We start from the raw sequence: 26,339 nt of genomic DNA on the forward strand, positions 1-26,339 counted from the left end.
CAGTATATTATTCTTTATTCGTATTAATTTGTTTAATTATTTCATCAGTCCAATTTAAATTAAGACTATTTTTTCTGATAAGTGGATGATAGAATGCATAATTCTCATTTGATTTTTTTACTCCGAAATAATTTTTACTATCTATTTTTAGAAAAGCTTTTTCTGATAATTCTTTCAGTTTTCTGTTTACACCCCAAGCAAAAATGACAGGTGCTTTTCGATTAAACAACTTATCAAAATCTTTACTTCTTGTTTCATCAAAAATAGAATGTGCAATTTTTTCAGAATCTAAAGTTTTCAATTTTTTATAAAAGCATTTACTGGAAACTTCTCTTAAATCAGATAAGTTTAAAACACGAGTATAGCTAAAACCACAGTCGTTCATAACCTTCATTATCCTATCTTGGGTTATATCCGGTTTTGTTTTAACTTCAGTGTTATACTCTTTTTTAGTGTCGTCCGGGTAGGGTGCAGATGAACCCGGATTCATCATTACTACCATCAGGTCAGGTTTTTCGAGAGTGCAATCCAGTGTTTTTATATTAAGATATTTTCTAAAACTAAAATTTCCCACTTCATAAAAATATCCTGTAATTTTAAATTGACCTCTCATGATTATTTTATTTAGTTACATATACCCAGCCCACAATAGGTTCAGGATAGTCGGGATCATTAAGTTCCAGTACAAAATAGTAAGTACCTACAGGTACGGTGTTGCCTTCCGGTCCTACTTTTTCTACAGTAGCAACGGCATCCCAGTCTTTAGTGCTGTGGTTGCCCGTCCATACCAAACTACCCCAACGATTGTATATGCTCATTTTAAAATTAAAAAATATATTACGCAGTCCCTCTACAAAAAAGGAGTCGTTATAGCCATCATCATTTGGCGTTACGTAATTATACGTTGTAGGCGGGCATTTTTTGGTATAAAGCAGGAATGACGATATATTGTAACAAGAACCGTTATCTACCCGCACAAAAACTTGTTGCGGATTGCTCTCGGTTGTAAATGCAGTAGTGTTATAAATACGGTTACTGTCTTGGTTTGCATCTGCTGCTGTAAGGTAAAAATATACGGTATCGTCAGGAGTAGTTTTAAGTAAATCCTCATATTCCGAGAAATCGAATGTTCCTGTACCAAAGCCTATATCACAAGCTGTTATATCGTCAGGTTGCGGTATGTCGGGCGATACGATAAGCGAAAAGGCAACGGGGGTACTATTATTAGTTTCGTCCAGTTCGGTCACAATTCCCGTACCGTCGCCTGTATCATCCACTACAAATGAAAGTTCGAAATCCAGCGGAATATTATCAGGAATAGTAAGCGTTATACTGCCACTTTCAGTACCGCCTATAGCTATATCGAGTAATGTTTCAGTATAATCTAAAAATTGTCCGTTTACATAAATAGAAACGGGCGTACCTGACGGGAGTACGTCAAAAGCATTAAAGTTATTAATGGTATATGCAACCGTTATCACTCTCGAATTACACGATTTTCCGATATCGCCCAGCGAAACCGTACCATCAGGGAACAGACAGTCGATTGTAATAAGGTTAAATTGCCCTGTGGTAAAACAGCCATTTTCGTCTTCCAGGCGTACATATATCGTCTGCGGATTGGCATTTGAGGTATAATTTTCAGGATTGGTAATATCATTATTTCCTGTATTGGCATCTGCCTGAGTGGTATGAAAAGTCACAATATCCGTAGGATTGTTCTTTAACGACTCAATATATCCTGAAAAATCAAAAACACCTATATTAGTTCCATTATCTGTTTCGCATTCCGTTAAATCTGCGGGTTGTTGTAATACAGGCGATACCCATAGCGTATCATTATAATTATCAAAGTTATTCGTTTCATTTATTTCCTGCACAGTACCGCTACCATTGCCTGTATCGTCTATTACAAATGTAATTTCAAAATTCAGTGGCACATCATCAGGTATATTGAGTACTATGGTGTTTGTTTCGCTGCCGTTTATGGCAATATCTCCGGTTGTAACTGTTGTGGTTAGCAGTACGCCGTTTATATATACAGCAATAGATGTTCCTGCAGGGAGTATATCAAAACTGTCTGGGTTAAGCACGGTATAATTTACTGTAATACTGCGAGAGTCGCATGATTTAGCAATATCATTTACTACAATTACTCCATCAGGAAAAAGGCAATCTATTACAATGAGATTAAATGTAGCAGTATCATAACACCCATTTTCATTTTCAAGTCTCACATATATAGTTTGCGGATTTGTTCCGTCAGAAGTATAATTTTCAGGATTGGTAATATCATTATCTCCTGAATCGGCGTCTGCCTGAGAGGTGTGAAAGGTTACAGTATCCGTTGGGTTTTCCTGCAACAGTGCAATATAACCCGAAAAATCGAAGATGCCGATAGTAGTGCCATTATCAGTTTCACACTCGGTAATATCATCTAATGGTATAGTTATGTCGGGCGATGCCCAAAGCGTATCGACAACAGGAATACTAGTATTGTTCGTCTCGTCAATTTCGGTTACTATACCGGTACCGTTACCCGTATCATCTATGGCAATGGTAATGTTGATATCTAATAAAGTTCCGGATATGGTAACGTTTATATTCCCGTTTATACTTGCGCCAATTGCTATATTTTGGGTAGTTACTGTTGTGCCTATAAGTACGCCATTGTTGTAAATGGCTATAGGCGTACCGGCAGGCAGGATATCCTGACCATCGAGGTTACTTATGGTATATAATATTTTTACGGCGCGCGAGTTGCAAGTCTTGATAATATCATTAATAGCAATAGTACCATCGGGGTAAAGGCAATCGTCTGTTATCAGCAGGAATGAACCTATGGTAATACACCCCTGTTCATTTTCGAGGCGTATAAATATTTCCTGAGGGTTTGCTGTGGCTTCAAAAGCCGATAAGTTGGTTATTGGGTTTTGTGGTACATTGGCATCTGTTTCCGAGAGGTAAAAAGTTACGATATCCGTAGCTTCATTTTTAAGCGTCTCTTCGTAAGCCGAAAAATCAAAAATTCCAAATCCCGTACCCGTATCACATTCTGTTAAATTGCCGGGTTGCTGTAATGGTGATGATACATACTGGGTTTCGTTAATAATAAGGCTGTTATTGGTTTCGTCAGTTTCGGTTACTATGCCGCCTGTCCCGTTGCCCACATCATCTACTACTACCAGTATTTCATACTCCAAAGGTGTTCCGGGTGGAATGTTTATAGTTATACTACCGCTCTCACTACCGCCAATGGGTATATCTCCCACAGTTGCGGTTCCTGCTATAAAATTTCCGTTGATATAAAAGGCTATGGGTGTACCTTCAGGCAGGAAATCAGTACTGTTTATATTATAAACGGTATAATCGAGTACTACTGAACCTGAGTTACACTCGCGGGTAATATTATCGATCTCAATAGTAGCATCAGGGAGCTGGCTGTTTAGTTTGGTAACTATGGCATTTACCATTACAAAGTCCTGACCTGACTGCAATGTAATTTCGGCAGTATCATCGCCTATCGCTATATTATTTTGTATATCATATATATCAAGATCCATATTATATAAGGTATTAGAACCTGTAACGGTATTAGTTCCGTTAAAAGCATTATTAACGGGGTTAAGAGCATTGCTAAGCGGGTTACCGTTAATGCTGAGGGTTTCGGTAACTGCAAGAGATTGGTCTCCTTCCCACGCTATAAATCCTATTTTAGCTCCTTCGTTATCAATTACATTAAGGCTGGGCAATACAATATTTATAAAAGGGGGGACATACTCTAAACCATCATATAAATTAAGCTGATTGAGCGGCAGGTTGGGGTTATAGTAAAATACAATTATAGCCCATCCGCCAAAGTTGGTTTTTATGTTGCAGTATAACGGATTTGATACTACTGTTGTAAGGTCGAGTTCAGAAACGGTATAAGTACCATTTCCTGTGGCTTGTACTTGCTCTGTAACATCGGCAAAGGCGCTGAAATAGGCTCTGGTCTGTCCATCGGTGTTTAATGCGCTTAAAGGGAAATCACGCTCTGCAGTAAGAGGAGTTCCATTCAGTTCTATATCAAAATCGCCCGTTCCTGAGCCAGCCCAGTACAAATAGGCAGCAATAACTTCATCGTCAGGATTAAGCGTTAATTCAGCCGAAGATGATGTGAAAATTTCGCAAGCGGGCGTAGGATTATTTTCGGCAGGATTTAGTGTATTACCCACGAAAGTAAAATCGTACCTTCCGTTAAATTGCTCATACAGTGCTATATCCTGAGTATGTCCTGTATATACCACAAAGAGCAGTAAAAGAGGATAAAGTATTTTTTGTTTCACGGCAATTTTCTTTTTTTCTTTAAAATTAGCAAATATTTAGTAATACCAAATTTTTTAAAGAAAAACAATATATACTTAACATATATGTTTAATTATTGTATTGCCAAAAGGGCTAAATATTTTTATACTTTTACGAAAACTAAAAAACACCTTTTTTTGTTTACACCGCTTGTATGTACAGGATAGAACAATATAACATTTCGCACTACGATTTATGGAATGATTTTATAGAAAATTCTAAAAATGGTACTTTCCTTTTCCATCGCGATTATATGGAGTACCATAGTAATCGCTTTGAGGATTTTTCGTTAATGGTATTTGAAGCACAAAAGCTTGTAGCGGTGTTTCCTGCAAATAAAGAGGGTAATATTGTTTACTCGCATAAGGGGCTTACCTATGGAGGGTTGATTTATGATAGTAAAATGAAATTGGCGGGAGTTATCCGGATATACAGCATGCTGTTGCAGTTTCTTAAAAATAACCAAATTGATGTTTTGCATATAAAGCCTGTACCGGCTATTTACCATAAGTTACCGGCGCAAGAGCAGGAATATGTTATGTTTTTACTTAATGCGAAACTAACACGCAGGGACGGACTTTCGGTAATTGATACTAATAATTTGCTGCCTGTTACTAAATCAAGAAAAGAAGCTATAAGGCGAGGACTTAAAAATGGTTTGACTATAAGAGAAGAATCTAATTTTGAACTTTTCTGGGATGAAATCTTAGTTCCGAATCTTAAAAATAAGCATAACGCAAAACCTGTGCATACGGTAGCAGAGATAACTTACTTGCATCAAAAGTTTCCTCATCAAATAAGGCATTTTAATGTATATCATGAAGATAAGATAGTTGCGGGTACAACCATGTTTATTACCAATACTGTGGCGCATCCGCAATATGTATCGGGGCAGGAAGATAAAAATGCTCTCGGCAGTCTTGATTATCTTTATAATTACCTCACAGAAACGTTTTCAGACAAGAGGTACTTTGATTTTGGTCCATCTACTGAGGAACAGGGCAGGAAGCTGAATGAAGGCATTATTTTTTGGAAAGAAAGCTTTGGGGCAAGAACGGTAACTCAGGATTTTTATCTGGTAGAGACTGCGAACTATCATCTTTTGGATGCTGTTTTAATTTAAATAACTACACTTGAAGTTTATAAAATCAATACTCGATAATCCCACCTTTAAGGTTTCTTCACTAAGTACCGTAAGCGTATTGATAAGAATTGCGGGAGGGCTGTTAGCATCAAAAATGATAGCGGTTTTTATAGGTCCTGCCGGGTTGGCTTTAACGGGTAATTTCAGGAATTTTATACGACAGGCAGAGATATTCGGGACACTGGGTTTTGAAAATGGTATTATTAAGTATGTTGCCGAAAATGAAAATGACGAAAATAAAAAGAAAAGGGTAATAACAACGGTATTTTACAGTGTGCTTACCGCAATCATTGTTTTGAGTGTATTACTTTTACTTTTTGCGGGTTATTTGAATATTTTGTTTTTTGGCGAAAAGCATGAATATGACTGGATTTTTAGAATTACAATTTTGGCATTGCCCTGGTATATTGGTAACCTCATTTTTGTAAGTATCCTTAATGGTTTAAGCCTGTATAAAAAAGTTATTAAGATAAACATCTGGGGCAATGTAACAGGGGTACTTCTTTCGGCAGTATTGATATGGCAGTTTGGGGTACCCGGGGCTTTACTCGGTTTAATAATTTCTCCTTCTCTAATGTTTTTACTATCATTTTATTTGATAAAGAAAGAGTTAGGTGGTTTTTCTTTTCTCAGTGTTAAAAATTTTGACAAGGGTATTTTAAAGAGTTTGTCATCCTATAGTTTGATGAGCTTTGTTACAACAGCAATAGGACCTCTCGTAGCAGTATCCATTCGAACACATCTTATTGACAATTATAGTGAGGATGAAGCAGGTTTTTGGGAAGCCATAACGCGTATCTCTTTTTTCTATCTGATGTTTGTATCAACATTGCTAACGGTTTATTTTTTCCCTAAACTGTCGGCTGCAAAAACAGATAAAGAAACCCATGTTGTTTTTTTGGATTATTATAAAACTATAGTGCCTGTATTTGGTTTGGGGCTTATTCTTATTTTTGTACTTAAAGGTTTTATAGTAAGATTGCTTTTTGATGAAGATTTCCTGCCCATGACCAATTTGTTTTTATGGCAGTTGGCAGGCGATTTCCTAAAGGTATGCGCCCTTATACTGGGGTATGAATTTTTTGCCAAGAAAATGACACGGGCATTTATTATAACAGATATATTATCTTACATTATATTGTATTTTTCCAGTCATTATTTTATACAACTCTACGGAAGTGAAGGAGCAGTTATGGGGCATGCTGTTACTTACTTTATTTACCTGTTAGTGCTTGGGTGCTATTTCAGGAAAAAATTGTTTCGTTAGACCGATTAATTTAGGATTACATCGAGTTTTTATATTAAGATGGGAGTTACTTATAGTTTTTTATTAGGTTACTAATATTAATCTAACTAAAAAATTATTTATCATGAAAAAAACTTTCATTACAGCTATGTTGCTTGCCGGTACAGCTACGCTTTCTGCTCAAACTATTTACACTGGTGATGGCATTTTAACAGGTAATCGTATTGTAAGATTATCAGGGCGCAGTTTAAATTTTCAATCAACATTAGGGCAACTTTTTATTAATGGTACAACAGGAAGCGTGGGAGTTAATACTAACTCTCCTACAGAAGTTTTAGATGTTATTGGTAACATTAAAGGTAATCTGGGGATTTTTCAGGGAAACTATCCAACAACAACCCAAACTGCGACATTTGCTTCATGGGATGAGATGAATAATAAATGCCGAGTAATTGCAGGTGGAGCATTATTAAATCAAATTGCAGGTAGCAGAACGTTTGGATATTATGATTATCCCAAATCTAATTTATTACCTAACGGTGCAGTTTTTTTAACAGTTCAGGACAGAAATTACAGTTCGAGATATAGATTTTGGGCAGATAATTCGGCTGGATCATATATGAATATATACGATAGTTCGCAGCAGGTTAATTTTACAGTAACTGATGATGGGAGTAATAATATAACTTTAGTAATGCCTAAGGAAAATTCTTTCTTGGGTATAGGCACTTCATCTTTTACTGACGGTGCAGATGTTTATAAATTATCTGTTAACGGAAATATACGTGCCCACAGGGTAAAAGTATATACTACTTGGGCGGATTATGTTTTTGAGGAAGATTATAAACTGCCAACGCTTGAAGAGGTAGAGCAGCATATAGTTGAAAAAGGACATCTTATTGATATCCCATCTGCTCAAGAAGTTGAGGAAAACGGTATAGAGCTTGGAGAAATGAACAAGTTACTTTTACAAAAAATAGAAGAACTTACATTATATACTATAGAAATGAACAAGCAGGTTCAGGAATTGAAAGCGGAACTTAACAAGCAATAATTATGAAAAATATTTTTATAATTATTTGCGGATTATTTTTTTCGCTGGCATATAGTCAGGAAAAAAAAGTATATAGTTTTTATGTTCAACTGACCCATTATTCTGAAGCACCTAATTTTGAAAAAGAAGGGAGTTTGTATATTTATACAGGAAAAGATAATAAAGAAAAAGAATTTTTCTCCACGTATCAAATTCTTGAATTTTCACAGGCTTTTCCTGCTTCAAGAAGAGAAGATAATTTAAGTATATTCCTTGTATCAAGTTTTAGTAAAAATCTAATTAGTAAGATTGTTGAGGAATTTCCCGGCACGTATTTATGGGCGGAAGATATTACAGATATTGACTATGAATTGACAGCTACCTATACCAATGATTATGGAGGAACGAGTCCTTTTTCCAATTCCGGGATAGCAGATCTTACAAATTTAGATTATATCAATGCTCCTAAAGCATGGGATTATACGCTGGGTTCTACAGATATTATTCTTGGAATTTCTGATGCTAAAATTGACACAACTGATATTGATCTGAAATACAAAACTAGCTTTGTAAATCCTTCTACATCACTAGTTGATGGTCACGGAACTACTGTTTCTGCATTAGCAGCAGCACAGGGAAATAATATGCATGGAATGGTAGGAGTGTGTTCAGATTGTGAAATTTTAGGTACCGCATATGGCAATTATAATAATTTACTACTTCTTGCAATTAATGGGGTTAAAGTTATTAATATGAGTTGGAGGGGCGGAGCAAATTCATTTATACAATCTAATCAAAATGTAATTAATGAAATAGCTGAAGATTATGGTGTTATTTTAGTAGGAGCATCAGGTAATGATAATTCTTATGCAGTCGATAGTAATAATAATCCTGTCTATCCTAATGGTTTAAAATATTATCCGGCATCATATAATCACGTTATTTCAGTACTTTCAGTCAACCATAGGTACGAATTTGGTGAAGAAACGTTAATACTAGATGGTTGGGGCGAAGTTTCCCGTTTTGTAGTTGATATGATTTCTCCGTCGGTAGTTACAAACTATCAAGGCAACGGACCTTATGGTTTTAATTCAGCGCACACAACAAACGAAGAGGTAGATATATGTGCACCCGGATATAGGCTATTTCGATTTTATCCATTTGTTAGCGAAGGTTTGATAGAATATCAAGAAGGGGGAGGCACATCAGCTGCAGCACCCCATGTTACGGGAACAATTGGATTAATGTTATCTGTAAATAATTGTTTGACCGGGAACGAAGCGGAGGATATTTTACAATTGACATCTAAAAATTTAGAAATAATACAGGGAAATGAATTTTGGGCAGGAAAATCTGGTTCTGGAAAAATGGAAACTGGAGATGCGGTTGAATTTACCTATGAAATGAAAGAGGCAAATGGAAATGCAGTTATTGATGGTCAGGATTTTTATAGGTTCGATTTTAACCTTGCCAATATCAATAATAAGCTTACAATTTCAAACCAAACATTTAGGGATAAATGTACTGCCGATTTTACAGCACGTAATGAAATTGGCGTATTACCGGGAAGTGATTTTAAGCCTAATGAATATGGGTATGTAGATTTAAAAATTGATGATGAGATAAATATTGAGTGTGATTCTCCAAGACCTGTGTTGTCTGATGAAAGAAAAATACAGGAAAATCAAACAGCTTTAATAACAGAAAAAACCAAGTTATATCCTAATCCAAATAATGGTACATTTGAGATTACATATGGAAATGTAATTAATAATAATATCCAGATTGAGGTTTATGATATTTTTGGAAAATTGGTTTATTCAGGAACAGAAAAGGCAGCTAATTTTAATGTTTCGATACTTACCCTTTCAGCAGGAGTATATATAGTTAAATTGTCATCAGGCGATTCTGTAGAAACAATTAAGTTTATAAAACAATAAGTTAAGTAAATTAATATAGCAAAAGAAAGCCTGCATTGCAGGCTTTCTCTATTTAGTGGTATATACTTTAATTTTTAGTTGTAAAGAATCGATATTTTGTCTTGCTTTAATAGTATATCCTTCGTACTGATACGCCTTAAAATTTATAAAATAGGGTTTAGCTAAAATAAGTTTTTCGTTTTTATTGGTTATATAAGGATTATAAGATTCTATATCTTCCAGAGGATAGAAATAACAACCATTTACTAAAACAATAGTATCGGCAGTTGTCACAGGTTGGTGTTTGGAATGTATATAATCCATAACACTCCAGCCATCACTATGTTCGCATGCTTCCTTAAGGTTATTATAAGATGTTGTCTTTTCAATTTCCCATACAATATCTTTAGGATAAGCATAGCTTTTATACTCGATGAGGTTAATAATAAAAGTTACAATAGCAATTCCCGATATAGAGCTGGGCACTATTTTTTTATAGCTGATATTTTGCGATATGTACCCAAAAGCATAGGCGGTAATAATGGTAAGCACAAAAAAGAACTGATGCAGTAACCTTCCGTACCAAATCATTTTATGGAAAAAATAACCGTTGCTTGCGTATAACAAAAATAATATTGCGGTAACAATAAAAAGTAGGTGAATGTCTGTAACCTTTCTCCCTATGAACACATTGTAAATCAAAATACCGACAAATAATAGTAGCCCGATACTGATTATGATACCATTTACAGATTCTACATTGTATAAATATTTAAAAAGGAAGCTAAAGCCTTCTTCAAAATTACCTTGAGTTATGGTTTTTGACAGTGTAATGGAATCTTGTATGTATGAGGTATCGCCGATACGTGCAATAAGCTCGAAAAGCAATAGGCAAATAATACTGCCTGCCGTATAAAACATTCCATATTTAATGCGCTGTAGGAGGTTACTTTTAGTAAGTTTATTCGTTATCAGTATTATAAATACAAGCCCGAATAACAGTACATAGCCGGGATATACCACATAACCGAAAAAAGCGATAGAGCCCAGTAACAACATTTTTTTAGTACTGAAAGTATTATTTTTGGTTGTTTTGAGGACTTGCAGCAACACATAGCTCATTACCAGCAGGCTGCAATCATAGGGTAGGGTATGCCGTATATAAATATATCCGTTAATCAAGCAACAATACAGCAGTACGCTAAATAAGGCAAGCACCTTGTCCTTCAGCAGCAGTTTGGCTATATTGTATAATTGCAACAGTATGAGGCAGTAAACAGTAAAATTGAAAAGAAATAACGGGTAGGAATTAGCACTCTCATACGTTTCCATACTAAAAAGCTCGGCAGATGCATATTGCAGTGCCGACGGAATTGTTTTAATGAGTGTTTCACCCGGTCTGCCCTGTGTTTTATTAAGGTTGGCAGCAGCCTCCTTTATATCGAAATGGGCAAGGTTTTCCAATACCTTTCCTGATGGCATATAACGTGCTTCGTCAGGAAAAGTCATAAAACCCTCTCCTATAAGGCTCAATTTAGCTAAGGTTACCAGCACAATGGCAATGAGCAGTATTTTGGATATGTGTTTTTCTGACAGTTGCAATGCTATTTATTATAATTTAAAAAGACCATATTTCATAATGCAATATAAGGCTCTGAAGCCGTCTTTCCAGTTTATTTTTTTACCTTCGGCATAGGTGCGCCCGTAGTAAGATATACCCACCTCATATATTCGGATTCCTTTTATACGGCTTATTTTGGCGGTAACTTCGGGTTCAAAACCAAACCTGTTTTCACGCAGATGTATATTTTGTATAATTTCACGCCGAAACATTTTGTAACAGGTTTCCATATCCGTAAGGTTCAAATTGGTGAACATATTTGATGTAAAAGTGAGGAAGTGGTTGCCTATAGTGTGCCAAAAGAACAGGATACGGTGGGCATTCCCTCCCATAAATCGTGAGCCATATACCACATCGGCATGACCGCCAAGTATAGGTTTCAGTAATATATTATATTCTTCCGGGTCATATTCAAGGTCGGCATCCTGAATAACTACAATATCACCTGTAGCATTTTTTATACCGGTGCTAAGCGCGGCTCCCTTCCCCTTGTTTTTATTATGTTTTATATATGTTATTCCCATTTCGGGATTTAAAGTAATATATTCAGAAATGCGTTCTTCCGTGGCATCGGTAGAACAATCGTTTACCAAAATTATTTCTTTACTAAGGTCATTTAGCAGTGTAACCTCTTTTATTTTATTTAAAATAAGATGTATGGTGGCAGCCTCGTTATAAGCAGGGATTATTATAGAAAGTTTTTTCATGTACTCTTTTTCCAAGTGTCGAGATATTTTTGTGCAATTTTAATATAATTATGTTCATTTTCAATAAAAATACGCGCTCTTTTGCTTATTGCGGTAATTTCTGTCTGATTTTCAATCAAATATGATAGTTCTTTCACTATAGCCTGTGTATTGGGTAAGGCATTAACAGCAACAGGATTAGCAATGTTGTAATAGCCTGTAAACTCAGTTTCTGCTCCGGTAAAAACTACTTTGCCTTTAGCCATAGCCTCCAGTGCATTATACCCTTGGTCGTAACCATATACCTGATCCAGCAGTATGTGGGCGCGGTCATACAGTTGTATATACTTGGCATAGGGTACATTTTCGGTAATTATTATTTCGACTTTGTTGCTGTATTTATCTTTAATAACCTCTAATGCTTCTTCAAAAAAACGAATGCCCTTTTTAATGTAGCTCAACCGATTAATACCTAAAAATATAACAACTTTATCGTGTATTTCAGGTTGGTTGTATTTAATTTTATCAATATTTATCGGGTTCGGTATAAAGTGGGTGGTATAACCCATACGGTTCATCGGCAATTCATAATCAAGATCAGAAGTGATTAATACAGTAGCCTGTGCTTTAACCCATTCAAATAGTTCTCTGTAATTATGCTGAGTGTATTTCAGCGAGTATTGAAATAGCCTTTTTAATTTTTTATCCTCCAAATAGGGCGATAGTATCGAATACTTGAGTTCGCCTTTCAAGTTATAATCGATTATTGGTGTTTCATCACCACATACCAAAAGGCTCATTTGCGTGTTTTGTTTCAGTAATTTTTTATATAAGAAAATTGATAGTTTTGGATGGGTTTCCAAAGCATCTGAATTAATTAGCTGTATGTGGTCATAACCTTTCAGTTTCGGGAGCAGTTTATAAAATCGGATGCCCTGCTCGGTCATTTCAAGGTTGATTCCGGTTATCCTGTAAACTCCTTTTTTTATGAATCGGGCAATACCGTTGTTTTTAAAAATTTTAGGAAAAACAGTATAATCAACATTATACTTTTTAAAATCGTCGCCAGACCCGATAATGGTTACTTCATGCCCAAGCGCAATAAGCCCTTCTTTTAGTGAGTTGTGCAGCCTGCTATATTCGCCAACTAAAAGTATTTTCATTCAGAAACGGGTAAATTTTTATATTTGTGTAAATATATGAACATTTTGCAAGGCGAATTTAAAAAATCGGACATAACGCTACTCGTAGCCACCATGAACAGGAATAGTACCGACTTTTTAATCCCGATGTTTCCGTTTGCACATTATACTGATTTCAATATTTTGGTTATTAACCAAACTACCCCCGACAATATTATCCGGTCGTATTGTAATTCTGTAAAAGTTATAAATGTATTTGAAAAAGGACTTTCTAAAAGCAGAAATCTTGCACTGGACAATGTAAAGAGCAGCTTGTGCGTTGTAGCAGATGATGATGTTGTTTTTAAACCCGATTTTGAAGATAATATACTTAATGCTTTTAATGCAGAACCTGATGCTGCTTTAATAAGTTTCAGGACAGAAACCGCATTGGGCAAGTTGTATAAAAAATATCCTGAGTACAGAAAAACAGATTTAAAGCCTATCGATCGTTTAAACATCATGTCGGTCGAAATGGTCATAAATAAGCCTGTTATAGACCAATATAATATTCGTTTTGATGAGAGGTTTGGATTAGGTGCAAAATTTGAGATGGGCGAAGAGGCTGTATTTATCAATGAGTTGTATAAAAATAAATTAAAGATAGTTACAGAGCCAAAAGTTATGGTAGCTCATACAGAGGATACAACCCATACAAAAATGAATCTGAGCGAAAAGTATTATGTTCAAGGTGCACTTTTTACAGCACTCTTTAATAAAAACTATTTATTATGGGTATTTTTGAAAATACTATTTGAGTTGAAACAGCATAAAATTAAAATTAACCAAGTTCATCAGGCGATACGATTTGCTATTGCCGGACGAAAAGATTTTTTAGATATACATGAAAACCACAATAAATAATGCTGCCGTACTGCCGTTACCTAAAATAGAAGACCGCAGAGGCAACCTTTCGGTAATAGAAGGCAATACAGTTCCTTATGATATAAAAAGGGTATATTACCTATATGACGTTCCCGGCGGGGCAGAGCGGGGCGGGCATTCGCACATAGAGCAGCAGGAATTTTTAATAGCACTGAGCGGTAGCTTTGAAGTAATAATTAATGACGGAGCGGAAGAAAAATTTTTTATGCTAAACCGCCCTGACAAAGGGTTGCTGATACCGCAGGGTTTATGGCGAGAGCTTAAAAACTTCTCGTCAGGGGCAGTATGCTTGGTTATTGCTTCGGATGTTTTTAAGGAAGCTGACTATATAAGGGATTTTGATGCTTTTCTTGAATCAAAAAAATGAAACTTGTTTATATAACAAATACAATTAGCGGAGCGGGGGGCGTACAACGCGTACTGGCTGTAAAGACTCACTATCTTGTGGCACACAAGGGGTATGATATAGCTATAGTAGTTACTAATGCAAAAGCCCAAGAGCCTATATACTATGATTTTCATCCTGATATAGAGATTATAACTATTGAACCTAATCGTTCTCCACTCTTCTATTACGGGTCATACAAAAAACTACTTAATTCCGCACTCAAAAAATTAAAACCTGATGTCGTAATAATGTGCGACAATGGGTTAAAAAGTTTTATACTGCCATATATTACCCGAAAAAAATATCCGTTGGTATATGAAATGCATGTATCAAAGCATATTCTTGTTAAACCTACGGGAGTAATAAAGCGGTTTTTCAGGAAGTATTTCATATATAAATTGATGTCCTATTGCGTTGCCAAGTATAACAAATTTGTGGTATTAACAACCTCTGCGATGCAAGAATGGCAGCTTAATAATATAGAGGTTATACCCAATTCACTCTGGTTTAATCCTAATGCTTTTAGTACTGCAAGCAATAAAATAGCTATAGCGGTAGGTAGGCACGTTTACGAGAAGGGATATGACAGGATGTTGGAAGCATGGAAGCTAATATCGGATAAACATCCTGATTGGATACTGAAAATATATGGAGAAACTAATAGAGAGTGTGACTTAAAGTTGCTATCAGAAAGGCTTAATATAACCGAAACAGTAAAATTTTGCAGTCCCCAGAAAGATATTGAAACTGCCTACTCAGAAGCATCTATAAATTTATTGACTTCGCGTTACGAGGGGTTTGGTTTGGTGCTTATAGAGTCAGCAGCTTGTGGAGTGCCTTCTGTTGCTTTCGATTGCCCTGTGGGGCCAAGAGGAATTATAAACAACGGGAAAGATGGTTTTTTAATAGAAGACAATGATATTAAAGCCTTTGTAATGGCAGTAGAAAAGCTGATTGAGGATGAGGAGCTTAGAGTCGAGATGGGTAAGAATGCAAAGCTGAAAGCAAAAACTTTTGCATTAGAGCCTATTATGGAAAGATGGGATGAACTATTTAAATCTCTTGTAAATAGTAAATAAAATTACCCGAACCGAGTTAAGCTTATTTCAGGCTGCATATATAACCTAACCTGTATATGTCCAAACAAAAAAGATTAGGATTTCTTTTTAGAATCATCTTTTTTAACAGAGGCTCAATTATAGCAAAACCGAACTTCACAATTTTTGTTAAATGATATTTCTGCAAATTTTGGTAGTGCTTTAACAGCGAGTTTATATTTTTAGCATCTTCAATATCTGAAAACAAAACTTTTCTGTTTTTTACAGCCTCTATAGTTTTTTTAAAGAAAACATCATTTATTTCAAGCCCTAAATGGTAAATAGGGTTATCAATATGTATTACCGGAACTTGATGTTTATAGAGTCGGTAGCAAAAATAGATGTCCATTCCGTAAAGATTATTACCCCCTGAAAAGTTACTGTTTATAAACACCATTTTTTCTATGAGTAAATTTCCGGAAAAAATAGTGCCGTAAGGGTTTTTGCTTCTTTCATTTGCTGTTTTCTCTTCTCTGCAAATACCATATTTATATCGTAATTCCTTATCCCTTTCAATAACCTGCTTAATGTATTTATAACCCCCAAATACTACAGGCGATTTTTGCTTGATGTATGGAATATAGTTTTCTATAAAATCAGCATTTACAGGAATAACATCAGCATCCAAAAATAAAAGCATGGCGTATTTTGCCTCATCGGCAAGCTTTTTTCGAGAAAGCGTACGCCCTAAATTTGTTTCGTTTTCTATAAATCGGCAGTTGTTTAAAGAAGCAATGGTACTGTTACCCTCTGTGAATTTTTGTTCGGAATAATCATCAACTACTACTATTTCATATACTATATCTAAACTATCAGCTTGCCTGTGCAGTTCTGTAACCAGAGGCAAGACATTATAATTATAAGTAGGTATAAGAATAGATAGCATTACTCTATGTTTTTACTAATGATGTTTTTATGATTTTTTCCAAAACAGGTCTAAAAGTAAGCAATAAACCAATTACCATTAAAAACTCAAAAGGATAACTAAAACGTGAATTTGTACCGAAAGTTACCATAGCCTGCATTACAGAGGTTGCAAATACAAGCACAACAATAATCAATTCGGCAGTTATTTTTCTGTTTTTTATAAACAGCAGTAAATGATAAGGAATAATCAATACAAAAAGTATTTTTAGTATTTGTACTATAAAACTTTCTAAATACCACACCACAAAACATACCTTGTTGGCATACTTAAAATTAAAGTCATCATAATTCCAATAGATGGCAGTACCCCAAAATCCACGCCATGAAAGCAAAACCTGCTTGGCATAATCTAATGGATTTTGCTTGATTGTAGTCTTGCCGTAATCATTTAGCCTCTCTGATAACTCAATAAGGTTAAGCCCTGTTTTTTCATGCATTTCATCCTTAGCATACCATATAGTCATTGCTACATCCTGATTGTTTTTAATGGCTTCTTCACGATGTTTTACATAAATGGTACTTATAGTACTATATTCTTCCGGTGATTTTTCGGCATAATAAACACAATTTTGAGCAGTACAAAAACCATATATCGAGGTGGTAACAAATTTTCCTACGTTGATATAATTAATATACAAACAAATTGCAACAGCGGTTACGGGTAATATAAATATAACAGCCATACGATTTATAATGCTGCTAAACTTGAAGTTGACTATAGTGTATAGACCATAAATTAAGAAAGGAAGAAATATATAAAAAGGCTTTATAAATGTAATATAACCAAGCAGTAAACCCAGTATTGACATATGTTTCCAACTTTTCCTGTCATGAAAAAATAGTTTAATAGTTACATAAAATATAACGGTAATAAAAAACAATGTAAGTGTTTCTGTAAGAATACTCGTTTCATAAAAGAGAGAGTGTATTAAACTGCTTAATATAAGTGTTATAATTAATGCCGGACCTCTCCTGAAATGGAGCAACACCATTGTTTTATAAACATATATAGAAGTAATTATCCCGATTACAAACTGTAAAATTACTACAGCAGGAAGATAATTATGAACAAGAAATAAAAAAAGCGGATAGCCGGGTGTACGTACACCATTGTATCCTGTAATGTCAAACGCAACAAGATGGTTTGCAAGTAGTATATATTCATCCGAATCCGGAAAAATAGTTACATTCCAGTATAAAGCTATCAAAAGTAATCTTATAATAATACCAAACAGGATTATAGTGCCGATAGGATTATCTGTAATGTATGCTCTGATGTTTTTAAACATATATGGGTATAACTTACACTGTGCGCTGCACTACTTCGAATAGCGTACCACTATCACATTTCAGGGTTTTAGAGGGGAATTTCATAAGCAAAGCATAATCATGCGTAGCCATAATAATGGTTTTACCGTTCTGGTTTATTTCCCTTAGCAGTTGCATTACCTCCACACTGGTTTGCGGGTCAAGGTTACCCGTGGGTTCATCTGCAAGTATAACTTCAGGGTCATTAAGCAAAGCTCGGGCTACAGCTATCCTTTGTTGCTCACCACCCGATACCTGATGCGGCATTTTGTGTACGGCATTTTTCATACCCACTTTATCCAGCACCTCATTTATCTTTACTTCCATTTCGCGCTTTTCGCTCCATCCGGTAGCTTTCAGTACAAAAAGTAAATTGTCAAATACATTCCTGTCCGGCAGTAGTTTAAAATCCTGAAACACAATACCTATTTTTCTGCGCAAGTAGGGTATATCACGCTGTCTTAGCTTGGCAAGATCATAATCTACAAAAGTACCTTTCCCTTGTTTTAACGGAAGGTCGCCATACAAGGTTTTCATAAAGCTGCTTTTCCCGGTACCGGTTTTCCCGATAATGTATATAAACTCACCGTGATTTACCTCAAGGCTTACATTGGTAAGTATGGCATTATTATCCTGATATATGGTAACATCTTGTAACGATAGTACGGGCTGCGACATAGGTATGGTTAATTTAGTTTGGTAAAAGTAGTAAGATAACGGCTGTATTCAAAATTTTATTTTACAGCCTACAATAAGGGTAATATCTCTTAGCCTAAATTATTAAAGCAATACTAAAACCCGCAAAACATCCGTTAAATACAAATAAGAATTGATATATTTGGCTATCCTAATAAAATAAGAAATATGCGTAAACTAAACAGGCTACTACTGGTTGCCGTGTCGCTTTACAGTTTCAACCTATCGGCACAACAATCTACCATTTATACCCACGAGCTTAAAGACTTTGAGAGAGGGGTTAGCCTATACAACGACAAGCAGTATCAGGCAGCACAAATACTTTTTGAGAAAACGAAAAAAGAAAATAAAGATATGGAGGTGCAGGCAGACTGTGCTTACTATATAGCTAATTGTGCCATTCGCCTTAATCAGTTGAATGCCGATGTGCTTATGGAAGATTTTGTTGAAGATTATCCTACCAGTACTAAGCAAAACCAAGCCTATATAGAGGTTGCCGGTTATTATTTTGACCAAGGCAAATATGCACAGGCATTAAAATGGTTTGATAAGGTTAACGAAGCCGATATGAGTAATGCCGACAGGGAGCGTTATAACTTCCAGAAAGGATATGGCTATTTTAACGCAGGCGATAAAAAACAGGCAGATAAATACTTCAATAAAGTTATCAACTCTAAAGAATATGGCTCGCAGGCTAAGTATTACTTAGGTTTTATAGCCTACGAAAATGATAACTATAAAGATGCCAACCAATACTTCGGGCAGGTAGAAGACCAAGAGCAGTATAAAGAAAAAATGTCCTATTTTCAGGCAGATATGAACTTTAAGCTGGGCGATTTTAAAAAAGCAATAGCCCTTGGCGAGCCACAACTGGCAAAGTCAAGCCCTGCCGAAAAATCGGAACTTAATAAAATAATAGGGGAGAGTTATTTTAACTTAAAAGAGTATGACAAAGCCATACCGTATTTAAAAGAATATAAAGGCAAAAAAGGCAAGTGGAACAATACCGATTTTTACCAGTTAGGATATGCTTATTATAAACAAGGCGATTATGAAAATGCCATAGCCGAGTTTAACAAAATAGTAAGCGGTAACGATGCCGTAGCACAAAATGCCTACTACCATTTAGGCGAAAGCTACCTTAAAACAGGTAAAAAGCAACAGGCACTTAATGCTTTTAAAAATGCATCCGAAATGGAGTTTGATGCCAAGATACAGGAGGATGCTTACCTTAACTATGCCAAGTTAAGCTACGAGATAGGTAACCCGTACCAAAGTGTACCGGAAGTACTAAACAGCTTTTTGGGTAAATATCCGCAAACACCATTTAAGCAGGAAGTACAAAACCTGCTTATCAGTTCATACATCACTTCAAAAAATTATAAGGAAGCCCTAACGCTGTTAGAAAACAACAAGTCGCCGGAGAACAGGCTTGCTTATCAAAAAGTAGCCTTTTACAGGGGTATGGAACTCTATACCGATGGTAATTATCAGGAAGCATACGCTCTGTTTAAAAAATCGATTGCCGAGCAGCGTGATGCCCGTTTTACGGCACGTGCCACATTTTGGAAAGGAGAAACCGAGTATGTACTCGACCAGTTTAGCGAAGCGTTATTGAGCTTTAAACAATTTGCACAATTTGCCGAAGCAAAATCGACACCTGAGTATAAAAACATAAACTACAACCTCGCTTATACGTATTTCAAATTAAAAGAATATGAGCAGGCAGCAAACTATTTCCAGTCGTATATTGATTCTTCTAAGGACGACAAAGTAAGGCTCAATGATGCCTACCTGCGTTTGGGCGACAGTCAGTTTGTGTCAGGAAAATACTGGCCGGCTATGGAAGCCTACAACAAGGCAATAGATATGAAAGGCATTGATGCTGATTATGCCCTGTTCCAAAAAGCAATAAGTTATGGTTTTGTAGCAAGAAATGAAAAGAAGATAGAAGACCTTATCAGGTTTACGCAATCCTACCCACAGTCTAAATATGCCGATGATGCGTTGTATGAGTTGGGTAATACCTATGTAACTGAAAATAATACAGCAAAAGCACTGCAAACGTATGATAAATTGGTAAGCGACTACAAAACCAGTTCGTATGTGTCGAAAGCCTTAATGCGTCAGGCACTGATATACTATAATGCAGAAGATGACAATAAAGCGCTTGCCAAGTTTAAAAAGGTAGTTGCCGATTTCCCGAACACGCCGGAGGCTATGGAAGCCGTATCTACAGCAAGGCTTATTTATGTAGATAGCGGACGTACCGACGAATATGCAACATGGGTAAAAACACTCAACTTTGTAGATATAAGTGATGCCGACCTTGATAATACCGCATTTGAGGCTGCCGAAAAGCAATATTTACAAAATAACACCAAGCAGGCAATATCATCGTTGAACAGCTATATTGCCAAGTTCCCGAACGGAATATCGTCATTAAAAGCGCATTTCTATTTGGCACAGGCATATTTTAGTGATGGGCTTGAAAATAACTCGATACCGCATTATGAGTTTGTGATAGCCAAAGCACGTAACGAGTTTATCGAGCAGGCATTGGCAAGGCTGTCGCAAATACATTTGAAAAAGAACGATTATGCAAAAGCTATCCCGGTACTGAAAAGGCTGGAAACAGAAGCAGAGTTCCCGCAAAATGTAACCTTTGCACAGTCCAACCTTATGAAGAGCTATTACGACCAGAAAGATTACTCAAATGCTGTAATATATGCCGATAAAGTAATGGCAAATAGTAAGATAGAGGACAGGATAAAAAGCGATGCGCAAATTATCATTGCGCGCTCTGCAATTAAAACCAACGATGAGGCAAAAGCAAAAGCGGCTTATGCCAAGTTGCTCACAATAGCTAAAGGCGAACTCGCAGCAGAGGCATTATATTATGATGCTTATTTTAAAAATAAAGAAGGTAAGTATGAGGCTTCAAACGAGGCGGTACAAAAACTGTCTAAAGACTATTCGGGATACAAATATTTCGGAGCTAAGGGGCTTATCGTAATGGCAAAGAATTTTTATGGTTTGAAAGACAGCTTTCAAGCTACCTATATACTGGAGAGTATCATTAAAAACTTTACCGATTATCCTGATGTGATAGAAGAAGCACAAAAAGAGCTTGACACCATTAAAGCCGAAGAGGCAAAACGTAATTCATCTATCCAAAATTAATTTTAATCAAGCCATCTTACAGTATTGACTATGAAGATAAAATTTGAATATAAAATAGCCGTAATTGTTGCATTGGGTGCTTTTCAGGGCGCATTTGCACAAAAGGAGGACAAGAATATAGGTACGGAAGTGGTAAATGTAGTAAAACCATATACCCCTACCATATCAGATGCTTTTAAGGTAAAAGAAACCCCCGTTATAGAAGATGAGGAGAACACGCAAAAAGAAAATATAGAATACAACATATTTTCTTTTCCCGTAGCGTCAACATTTACCCCCTCAAAAGGTAGAGCAGCAGGCGTAGAGCCTCCTAAACGTGAAAAACTCTTTAACAATTATGCAACACTTGGCATAGGTAACTATGGTACGATAAACGCAGAGCTTTTTGTTACCGAAAACCTGAACCGTAATGAATATGTGGGCGGTATGCTGCGCCACCTTTCTTCGCAGGGCGGTATAGACGGCGTGGTACTCGACGACCAGTATTATAATACAGGTATAGACCTTACGTATGGCAACAGGCAACAAGCATATAGCTGGAATGCCGATTTGGGTTATCAAAACCAGGTATATAACTGGTATGGGCTTCCGTTAGAATACACAACATTCACTGAAGATGTTATTACCGGTATTGATGAACAGCAAACCTATCATACCCTGAAAGTGGGTGGTAATGTAAGTATGGAGCAAAGTATTTTTAAAGATGCGTCATTACAGTACAAACGATTTTGGGATGCTTTCGACTCGGCAGAAAACAGGTTTATCCTGAAACCTTCATTTGACGTGAGTGTACTTAGTGAAAAAATAAAGCTGGATTTTGTGGTTGACTATGTAGGTACAACTTTCGCTGAAAATAATATTGTGGCTGAGGAGCAAAAGTATAACTACTTTAACATAGGCGCACAACCAAGCATACTATTCCAAAGAGATGATTTTTCGGTCAATTTAGGTGCGGGGCTGTTTTACAGTATGGGTAAAGTAAACGAGGAGAGCGAGAGTAAGTTTTTTGTATATCCGCAGGTAAAGGCATCCTATAAAGTAGTGGGCGACCTGATGATAGCCTATGCCGGAGCAGAGGGAACACTTAAACAAAATTCGTATGAAGAGTTTGTATCACAAAACCCTTTTGTTTCGCCTACGCTTGCTATGGCACCAACCGATCAGCAGTATGATATATATGTTGGTTTAAAAGGAAAGCTGGCGAGTAATGTAGCCTATAACGTTCGTGGTTCGTATATGAATGAGGATGACAGGGCTTTCTTTATTAACAATGGCACATCTGCTTTTGCGGGAGATGACCTTGAAGGCTATCAGTACGGAAATTCATTCGGTGTTATTTATAATAAATTAAAAACCATTAGCTTTTTTGGAGAACTGAAAGCTGATTTTTCTAAGAAAGTGAGCGCAGGCATTAACGCCACCTACTATAGCTATGATACCGATATGGAGGAGGCTTGGAACTTACCGGATATGAAAGTGTCGGCTAATATTGATGTAGATATTACCGAAAAATGGTATGCAGGCGCAAACCTGTTTTTTGTAGGCGAAAGGAAAGATTTTATCTCATTGATGGATATTGATCCTACAGTAGATAACACTCAGGTGATAACATTAGACAGTTATTTTGACATTAATACTAATGTAGGTTACAGGTATAACGAACGCCTTACAGGTTTCTTGAAACTGAATAACATTGCCAGCCAAGATTACGAAAAGTGGTCGAGCTACCCCGTGCAAGGCTTCCAGTTTATGTTGGGAGCATCCTATAAATTTAATTTTTAGTAACACACAAATACTGTTAAAAAAGTAAAACCTGCAAGGTCTTCCTGATCTTGTAGGTTTTTATATAAATAAGAGTTACACAATGCAGGAGCTAAAACAAAAAATAATCAGCTATTATAAACAACAAGTACAGGACAAGGAAGATGCTTTTCGCGATATGATAGCCGCCCTTACCGAAGATGCCGCTAATGATGCCAAAGGTTCGGCAGGCGATAAGCACGAAACAGCCCTCTCAATGATGCACTTAGAACAGGAAAAACTGAATACCAAGCTTAGTGAGATACTTACTCAAAAGGCTTTTCTCAGTAAACAGGACGCTGATACCACACATAAAAAAATAGCCGTAGGCAGTTTAGTAAAGGCTAACGAGATGTATTTGTTTGTGAGCCTTGCCTTACCAAAAATAACAATTGACGGACATACCATAATTGCACTATCGCCTCAATCGCCATTAGGTGCTAAAATTATAGGTGTAGAAGTAGGATATTCATTCGAAATAAACGGAACACAGTATGTAATTGAATACATCGCTTAGAGCAACTCTCCCTTGTCGTTTGTTACTGTTTTTAGTTTTTCTATTTTGGAATCTAAGGTATTAAGGATACCATACCAAAATGCTAAAAACAAAATTAAAATAGGGATACGGTCTGAATAATCTATATCATTTTCAATATTAGTTTTGAAAGATTCATATATGACAATATTTTCACGAATTGCAGATTGATTTTTAGAGTCGCTGAATTCCGGTTCGTCTAATTTTTTATAAAAGCTGTTTAATTCTTTTAACCTTTCGTTTTCTTTCTGTAGATCATGGTAAGCGTTATATAATGGGTCAATGATAAAAAATATAGCAATTATTCCTCCTATATAAAGCGCAAATTTTATCGATATCAGTATTTTTGACTTCATAGTGTTTATTCCATTTCGGAGGTAAATATAAATATCTACTTTTCATTATTATAATTTGTAATCAAATACATAAATAATCTTTTTGTTATTTGTTAAAAATAGTATAATGGTGTATTTTAACTTCAAAGTGTAAGTTAAAATAGTGTTTATGTTTTAAAATTGAAACTTCATATCCATCTTTGCTTTATCGAAAACAACAAAAGGTTTTCGAGATTAACTAAAAGCATAAAAGGCATGTGTGGAATTTTAGCAATAATAGGTAAAGGAAAAGATGAAGCATTAGTAAAACAACTTTCTAAAAGGATGTCGCATCGCGGTCCTGACGAAAGTGATTTACATATAACAGAGAAAGGGCATATACTGAGCCACGAGCGTTTATCTATTATTGATATTGATGGCGGTAAGCAACCCATACAAGGCACAAAGCAGGTTTGGATGGTACACAACGGCGAGATATACAACCACCAACAGCTACGCGAAACCGTTTTAAAAAACCATACGTTCAGGACAAATTCCGACTCTGAGGTTATTGTACACTTGTATGAAGAGTTTGGTTACGATTTTTGCAATAAGCTCGACGGTATGTTTGCCTTTGTGGTTATTAATGGCGATGATTATATAGCAGGTCGCGATCCGCTTGGCGTAAAACCATTATATTATGGACTGGATGAAAGAGGCAGGATTTATTTCGCATCAGAAATGAAAGTTATTGCCGACCAGTGCCAAACCTTCTCTACCTTTCCTCCGGGTCATTACTATACCCCTAAAACGGGTTTTGTAAAGTATTATCGCCCTCAGTGGGAAGATGCCTCTAAAGCCGTTGAAGAAGTTGATTATACAGCTATAAGGCAAGTGCTTACTGATGCTGTAGCAAAAAGGCTGATGAGCGATGTACCACTGGGAGTATTACTGTCCGGCGGGTTAGACTCTTCCTTAATAACATCTATCGCTGCAAAGCTCATGAAAGAGAAGGGAGAGCAACTGCATTCGTTTTCCATAGGGCTCGATGCCCAAGCACCTGATGTAGTGGCTGCCCGCAATGTAGCCGAATTTTTAGGAACAGAACATCACGAAGTATTTTTTACCATACAAGAAGGAGTGGAAATACTCGATAAACTGATATGGCATTTAGAAACCTACGATGTCACTTCTATACGAGCAAGTACACCCATGTATTTTTTATCGCAGGCAATAGCTGAAGAGGGCGTCAAAGTAGTACTGTCGGGCGAGGGAGCAGATGAAATATTTGGGGGTTACCTCTACTTCCGTAATGCACCAACACCTGCCGATTTTCAGAAAGAAACCATTGAAAGGGTTCAAAAACTGTTTACTGCCGATTTGCTCAGGGCAGATAAATCAACAATGGCACATGGGCTGGAGGCAAGAGTACCTTTTTTAGATAAAGCCTTTTTAGAACTTGCCATAACCATACAACCCGAAGAAAAACAACCCAAAAGCTATAATGGTATAGAAAAGTATATTTTGCGAAAAGCTTTTGATACACCGGAGCAACCTTACCTGCCGGAGAACGTTTTGTGGAGGCAAAAAGAACAATTTTCTGATGGAGTAGGCTATAAATGGATAGACGCTCTTATTGCATATTGCGAGCAGCAGGTTAGTGATGCAGAGTTTGAAAGTGCCGAAGAACGTTTTCCGTACAATACCCCTGCCACAAAGGAGGCTTATTTTTACAGGTCGGTATTTGCAAAACATTTCCCGCAATTAAGCGCGGCACAAACCGTAAGGAAATGGATACCGAAATGGCAGGCTAATACCGACCCAAGCGGCAGAGCGAATGAAGCCCATATAAAAGCAGATATTGCAGTAACCGCTGATGTTATAAAAGCCGAAGTATAACTTTAAATTTTTTTAGAATTTAGTTTGTTTATTTGTTTGTTTGAAAAAACGCTCTGCATCAGCAGGGCGTTTTTTATAAAGTTAATTAATACGCTTTTAGATAATCCTCAACATTTAGCAATTTTTAATA

20 protein-coding genes are annotated in these 26,339 nt (G+C 36.3%); 11 read left to right on the forward strand and 9 right to left on the reverse strand.

Annotated features, from left to right (window positions below; all coding sequences use genetic code 11):
• Positions 1-7 precede the first annotated feature (7 nt).
• Together E0W68_RS11795 and E0W68_RS11800 are read right to left on the reverse strand one after the other, a co-directional pair.
• The gene (locus tag E0W68_RS11795) at positions 8-613 is read right to left on the reverse strand and encodes a DUF1643 domain-containing protein (RefSeq protein WP_135219639.1); all 606 of its coding nucleotides are present in this window, start codon (positions 611-613) and stop codon (positions 8-10) included.
• A 7-nt stretch (positions 614-620) separates the two neighbouring features.
• Positions 621-4,328 carry a T9SS type B sorting domain-containing protein gene (locus E0W68_RS11800; protein ID WP_135219640.1) on the reverse strand — a complete coding sequence of 1,236 codons (3,708 nt, stop codon included), beginning with the start codon at positions 4,326-4,328 and terminating at the stop codon, positions 621-623.
• Between the two features lie 173 nt (positions 4,329-4,501).
• On the opposite strand from E0W68_RS11800, the gene E0W68_RS11805 reads away from it, so the two are divergent.
• The 4 genes from E0W68_RS11805 (at position 4,502) to E0W68_RS11820 (ending at position 9,710) form a co-directional block, all read left to right on the forward strand.
• Positions 4,502-5,470, forward strand: a complete 969-nt coding sequence (locus E0W68_RS11805) for a GNAT family N-acetyltransferase (RefSeq protein WP_135219641.1) — start codon at positions 4,502-4,504, stop codon at positions 5,468-5,470.
• Between the two features lie 10 nt (positions 5,471-5,480).
• A complete protein-coding gene (locus E0W68_RS11810; protein WP_135219642.1) occupies positions 5,481-6,758 on the forward strand; it encodes an O-antigen translocase in 1,278 nt (425 codons plus the stop codon).
• Between the two features lie 103 nt (positions 6,759-6,861).
• A complete protein-coding gene (locus E0W68_RS11815) occupies positions 6,862-7,791 on the forward strand; it encodes a hypothetical protein (RefSeq protein ID WP_135219643.1) in 930 nt (309 codons plus the stop codon).
• Positions 7,792-7,793: 2 nt separating this feature from the next.
• Entirely contained in the window at positions 7,794-9,710 is a 1,917-nt protein-coding gene (locus E0W68_RS11820) for a S8 family peptidase (RefSeq protein WP_135219644.1), read from the forward strand.
• Positions 9,711-9,758: 48 nt separating this feature from the next.
• Here the strand turns inward: E0W68_RS11820 and E0W68_RS11825 are convergent, their stop codons facing one another.
• The 3 genes from E0W68_RS11825 to E0W68_RS11835 are packed head-to-tail and all read right to left on the reverse strand — an operon-like array spanning position 9,759 to position 13,159.
• Positions 9,759-11,291 (reverse strand): hypothetical protein, encoded by a 1,533-nt coding sequence (locus tag E0W68_RS11825; protein ID WP_135219645.1) that lies wholly within the window; start codon positions 11,289-11,291, stop codon positions 9,759-9,761.
• A gap of 9 nt (positions 11,292-11,300) precedes the next feature.
• A complete protein-coding gene (locus E0W68_RS11830; protein ID WP_135219646.1) occupies positions 11,301-12,017 on the reverse strand; it encodes a glycosyltransferase family 2 protein in 717 nt (238 codons plus the stop codon).
• Entirely contained in the window at positions 12,014-13,159 is a 1,146-nt protein-coding gene (locus E0W68_RS11835; RefSeq protein WP_135219647.1) for a glycosyltransferase family protein, read from the reverse strand. Before E0W68_RS11835 ends, E0W68_RS11830 begins: the two co-directional genes overlap by 4 nt.
• Before the next feature lie 36 nt (positions 13,160-13,195).
• On the opposite strand from E0W68_RS11835, the gene E0W68_RS11840 reads away from it, so the two are divergent.
• From E0W68_RS11840 to E0W68_RS11850, 3 genes are read left to right on the forward strand one after another with little or no spacing between them, the layout of a single operon-like run.
• The gene (locus E0W68_RS11840; RefSeq protein ID WP_135219648.1) at positions 13,196-14,041 is read left to right on the forward strand and encodes a glycosyltransferase family A protein; all 846 of its coding nucleotides are present in this window, start codon (positions 13,196-13,198) and stop codon (positions 14,039-14,041) included.
• A complete protein-coding gene (locus E0W68_RS11845; protein WP_135219649.1) occupies positions 14,022-14,429 on the forward strand; it encodes a sugar 3,4-ketoisomerase in 408 nt (135 codons plus the stop codon). The genes E0W68_RS11840 and E0W68_RS11845 overlap by 20 nt, the downstream gene beginning before the upstream one ends.
• Positions 14,426-15,529, forward strand: a complete 1,104-nt coding sequence (locus E0W68_RS11850; protein WP_135219650.1) for a glycosyltransferase family 4 protein — start codon at positions 14,426-14,428, stop codon at positions 15,527-15,529. The genes E0W68_RS11845 and E0W68_RS11850 overlap by 4 nt, the downstream gene beginning before the upstream one ends.
• Before the next feature lie 22 nt (positions 15,530-15,551).
• On the opposite strand, the gene E0W68_RS11855 is transcribed toward E0W68_RS11850, so the two are convergent.
• Genes E0W68_RS11855 through E0W68_RS11865 form a run of 3 tightly spaced genes read right to left on the reverse strand, consistent with a single transcriptional unit; the run spans position 15,552 to position 18,460 of the window.
• Positions 15,552-16,433, reverse strand: coding sequence for a glycosyltransferase family 2 protein (locus E0W68_RS11855; RefSeq protein WP_135219651.1), 882 nt, complete (start codon positions 16,431-16,433; stop codon positions 15,552-15,554).
• A 4-nt stretch (positions 16,434-16,437) separates the two neighbouring features.
• Complete coding sequence (locus E0W68_RS11860) at positions 16,438-17,763, reverse strand: glycosyltransferase family 39 protein (RefSeq protein WP_135219652.1); 1,326 nt, start codon at positions 17,761-17,763, stop codon at positions 16,438-16,440.
• Positions 17,764-17,776: 13 nt separating this feature from the next.
• Positions 17,777-18,460: a cell division ATP-binding protein FtsE gene (locus E0W68_RS11865; RefSeq protein ID WP_135219653.1), complete on the reverse strand. Its 684-nt coding sequence runs from the start codon at positions 18,458-18,460 to the stop codon at positions 17,777-17,779.
• 186 nt (positions 18,461-18,646) lie between these two features.
• On the opposite strand from E0W68_RS11865, the gene E0W68_RS11870 reads away from it, so the two are divergent.
• The 3 genes from E0W68_RS11870 to E0W68_RS11880 all read left to right on the forward strand — a co-directional run bounded on the left by E0W68_RS11870 (position 18,647) and on the right by E0W68_RS11880 (position 23,978).
• On the forward strand, positions 18,647-21,661 hold the full coding sequence (locus E0W68_RS11870; protein ID WP_135219654.1) for a tetratricopeptide repeat protein: 3,015 nt from the start codon (positions 18,647-18,649) through the stop codon (positions 21,659-21,661).
• Between the two features lie 30 nt (positions 21,662-21,691).
• A complete protein-coding gene (locus E0W68_RS11875) occupies positions 21,692-23,443 on the forward strand; it encodes a porin family protein (protein ID WP_135219655.1) in 1,752 nt (583 codons plus the stop codon).
• An 82-nt stretch (positions 23,444-23,525) separates the two neighbouring features.
• The gene (locus tag E0W68_RS11880; protein WP_135219656.1) at positions 23,526-23,978 is read left to right on the forward strand and encodes a hypothetical protein; all 453 of its coding nucleotides are present in this window, start codon (positions 23,526-23,528) and stop codon (positions 23,976-23,978) included.
• Here the strand turns inward: E0W68_RS11880 and E0W68_RS11885 are convergent.
• Positions 23,975-24,352 carry a hypothetical protein gene (locus tag E0W68_RS11885; protein ID WP_135219657.1) on the reverse strand — a complete coding sequence of 126 codons (378 nt, stop codon included), beginning with the start codon at positions 24,350-24,352 and terminating at the stop codon, positions 23,975-23,977. The genes E0W68_RS11880 and E0W68_RS11885 overlap by 4 nt on opposite strands.
• A gap of 234 nt (positions 24,353-24,586) precedes the next feature.
• Between E0W68_RS11885 and asnB the strand changes: the two genes are divergently transcribed.
• Positions 24,587-26,209: an asparagine synthase B gene (gene asnB, locus E0W68_RS11890; RefSeq protein ID WP_135219658.1), complete on the forward strand. Its 1,623-nt coding sequence runs from the start codon at positions 24,587-24,589 to the stop codon at positions 26,207-26,209.
• Positions 26,210-26,339 lie beyond the last annotated feature (130 nt).

The sequence above is a fragment of the Flavobacterium salilacus subsp. salilacus genome (assembly GCF_004634195.1).
Classification (GTDB): Bacteria; Bacteroidota; Bacteroidia; order Flavobacteriales; family Flavobacteriaceae; genus Flavobacterium; species Flavobacterium salilacus.

Coding starts and splice junctions, on each gene's coding strand:
- E0W68_RS11850 (WP_135219650.1), top strand. CDS start 14,426: ATGAAACTTGTTTATATAACAAATACAATTAGCGGAGCGGGGGGCGTA.
- E0W68_RS11835 (WP_135219647.1), bottom strand. CDS start 13,159: ATGAAAATACTTTTAGTTGGCGAATATAGCAGGCTGCACAACTCACTA.
- E0W68_RS11855 (WP_135219651.1), bottom strand. CDS start 16,433: ATGCTATCTATTCTTATACCTACTTATAATTATAATGTCTTGCCTCTG.
- E0W68_RS11840 (WP_135219648.1), top strand. CDS start 13,196: ATGAACATTTTGCAAGGCGAATTTAAAAAATCGGACATAACGCTACTC.
- E0W68_RS11880 (WP_135219656.1), top strand. CDS start 23,526: ATGCAGGAGCTAAAACAAAAAATAATCAGCTATTATAAACAACAAGTA.
- E0W68_RS11860 (WP_135219652.1), bottom strand. CDS start 17,763: ATGTTTAAAAACATCAGAGCATACATTACAGATAATCCTATCGGCACT.
- E0W68_RS11805 (WP_135219641.1), top strand. CDS start 4,502: ATGTACAGGATAGAACAATATAACATTTCGCACTACGATTTATGGAAT.
- E0W68_RS11815 (WP_135219643.1), top strand. CDS start 6,862: ATGAAAAAAACTTTCATTACAGCTATGTTGCTTGCCGGTACAGCTACG.
- E0W68_RS11870 (WP_135219654.1), top strand. CDS start 18,647: ATGCGTAAACTAAACAGGCTACTACTGGTTGCCGTGTCGCTTTACAGT.
- E0W68_RS11820 (WP_135219644.1), top strand. CDS start 7,794: ATGAAAAATATTTTTATAATTATTTGCGGATTATTTTTTTCGCTGGCA.
- E0W68_RS11875 (WP_135219655.1), top strand. CDS start 21,692: ATGAAGATAAAATTTGAATATAAAATAGCCGTAATTGTTGCATTGGGT.
- E0W68_RS11885 (WP_135219657.1), bottom strand. CDS start 24,352: ATGAAGTCAAAAATACTGATATCGATAAAATTTGCGCTTTATATAGGA.
- asnB (WP_135219658.1), top strand. CDS start 24,587: ATGTGTGGAATTTTAGCAATAATAGGTAAAGGAAAAGATGAAGCATTA.
- E0W68_RS11865 (WP_135219653.1), bottom strand. CDS start 18,460: ATGTCGCAGCCCGTACTATCGTTACAAGATGTTACCATATATCAGGAT.
- E0W68_RS11795 (WP_135219639.1), bottom strand. CDS start 613: ATGAGAGGTCAATTTAAAATTACAGGATATTTTTATGAAGTGGGAAAT.
- E0W68_RS11845 (WP_135219649.1), top strand. CDS start 14,022: ATGAAAACCACAATAAATAATGCTGCCGTACTGCCGTTACCTAAAATA.
- E0W68_RS11830 (WP_135219646.1), bottom strand. CDS start 12,017: ATGAAAAAACTTTCTATAATAATCCCTGCTTATAACGAGGCTGCCACC.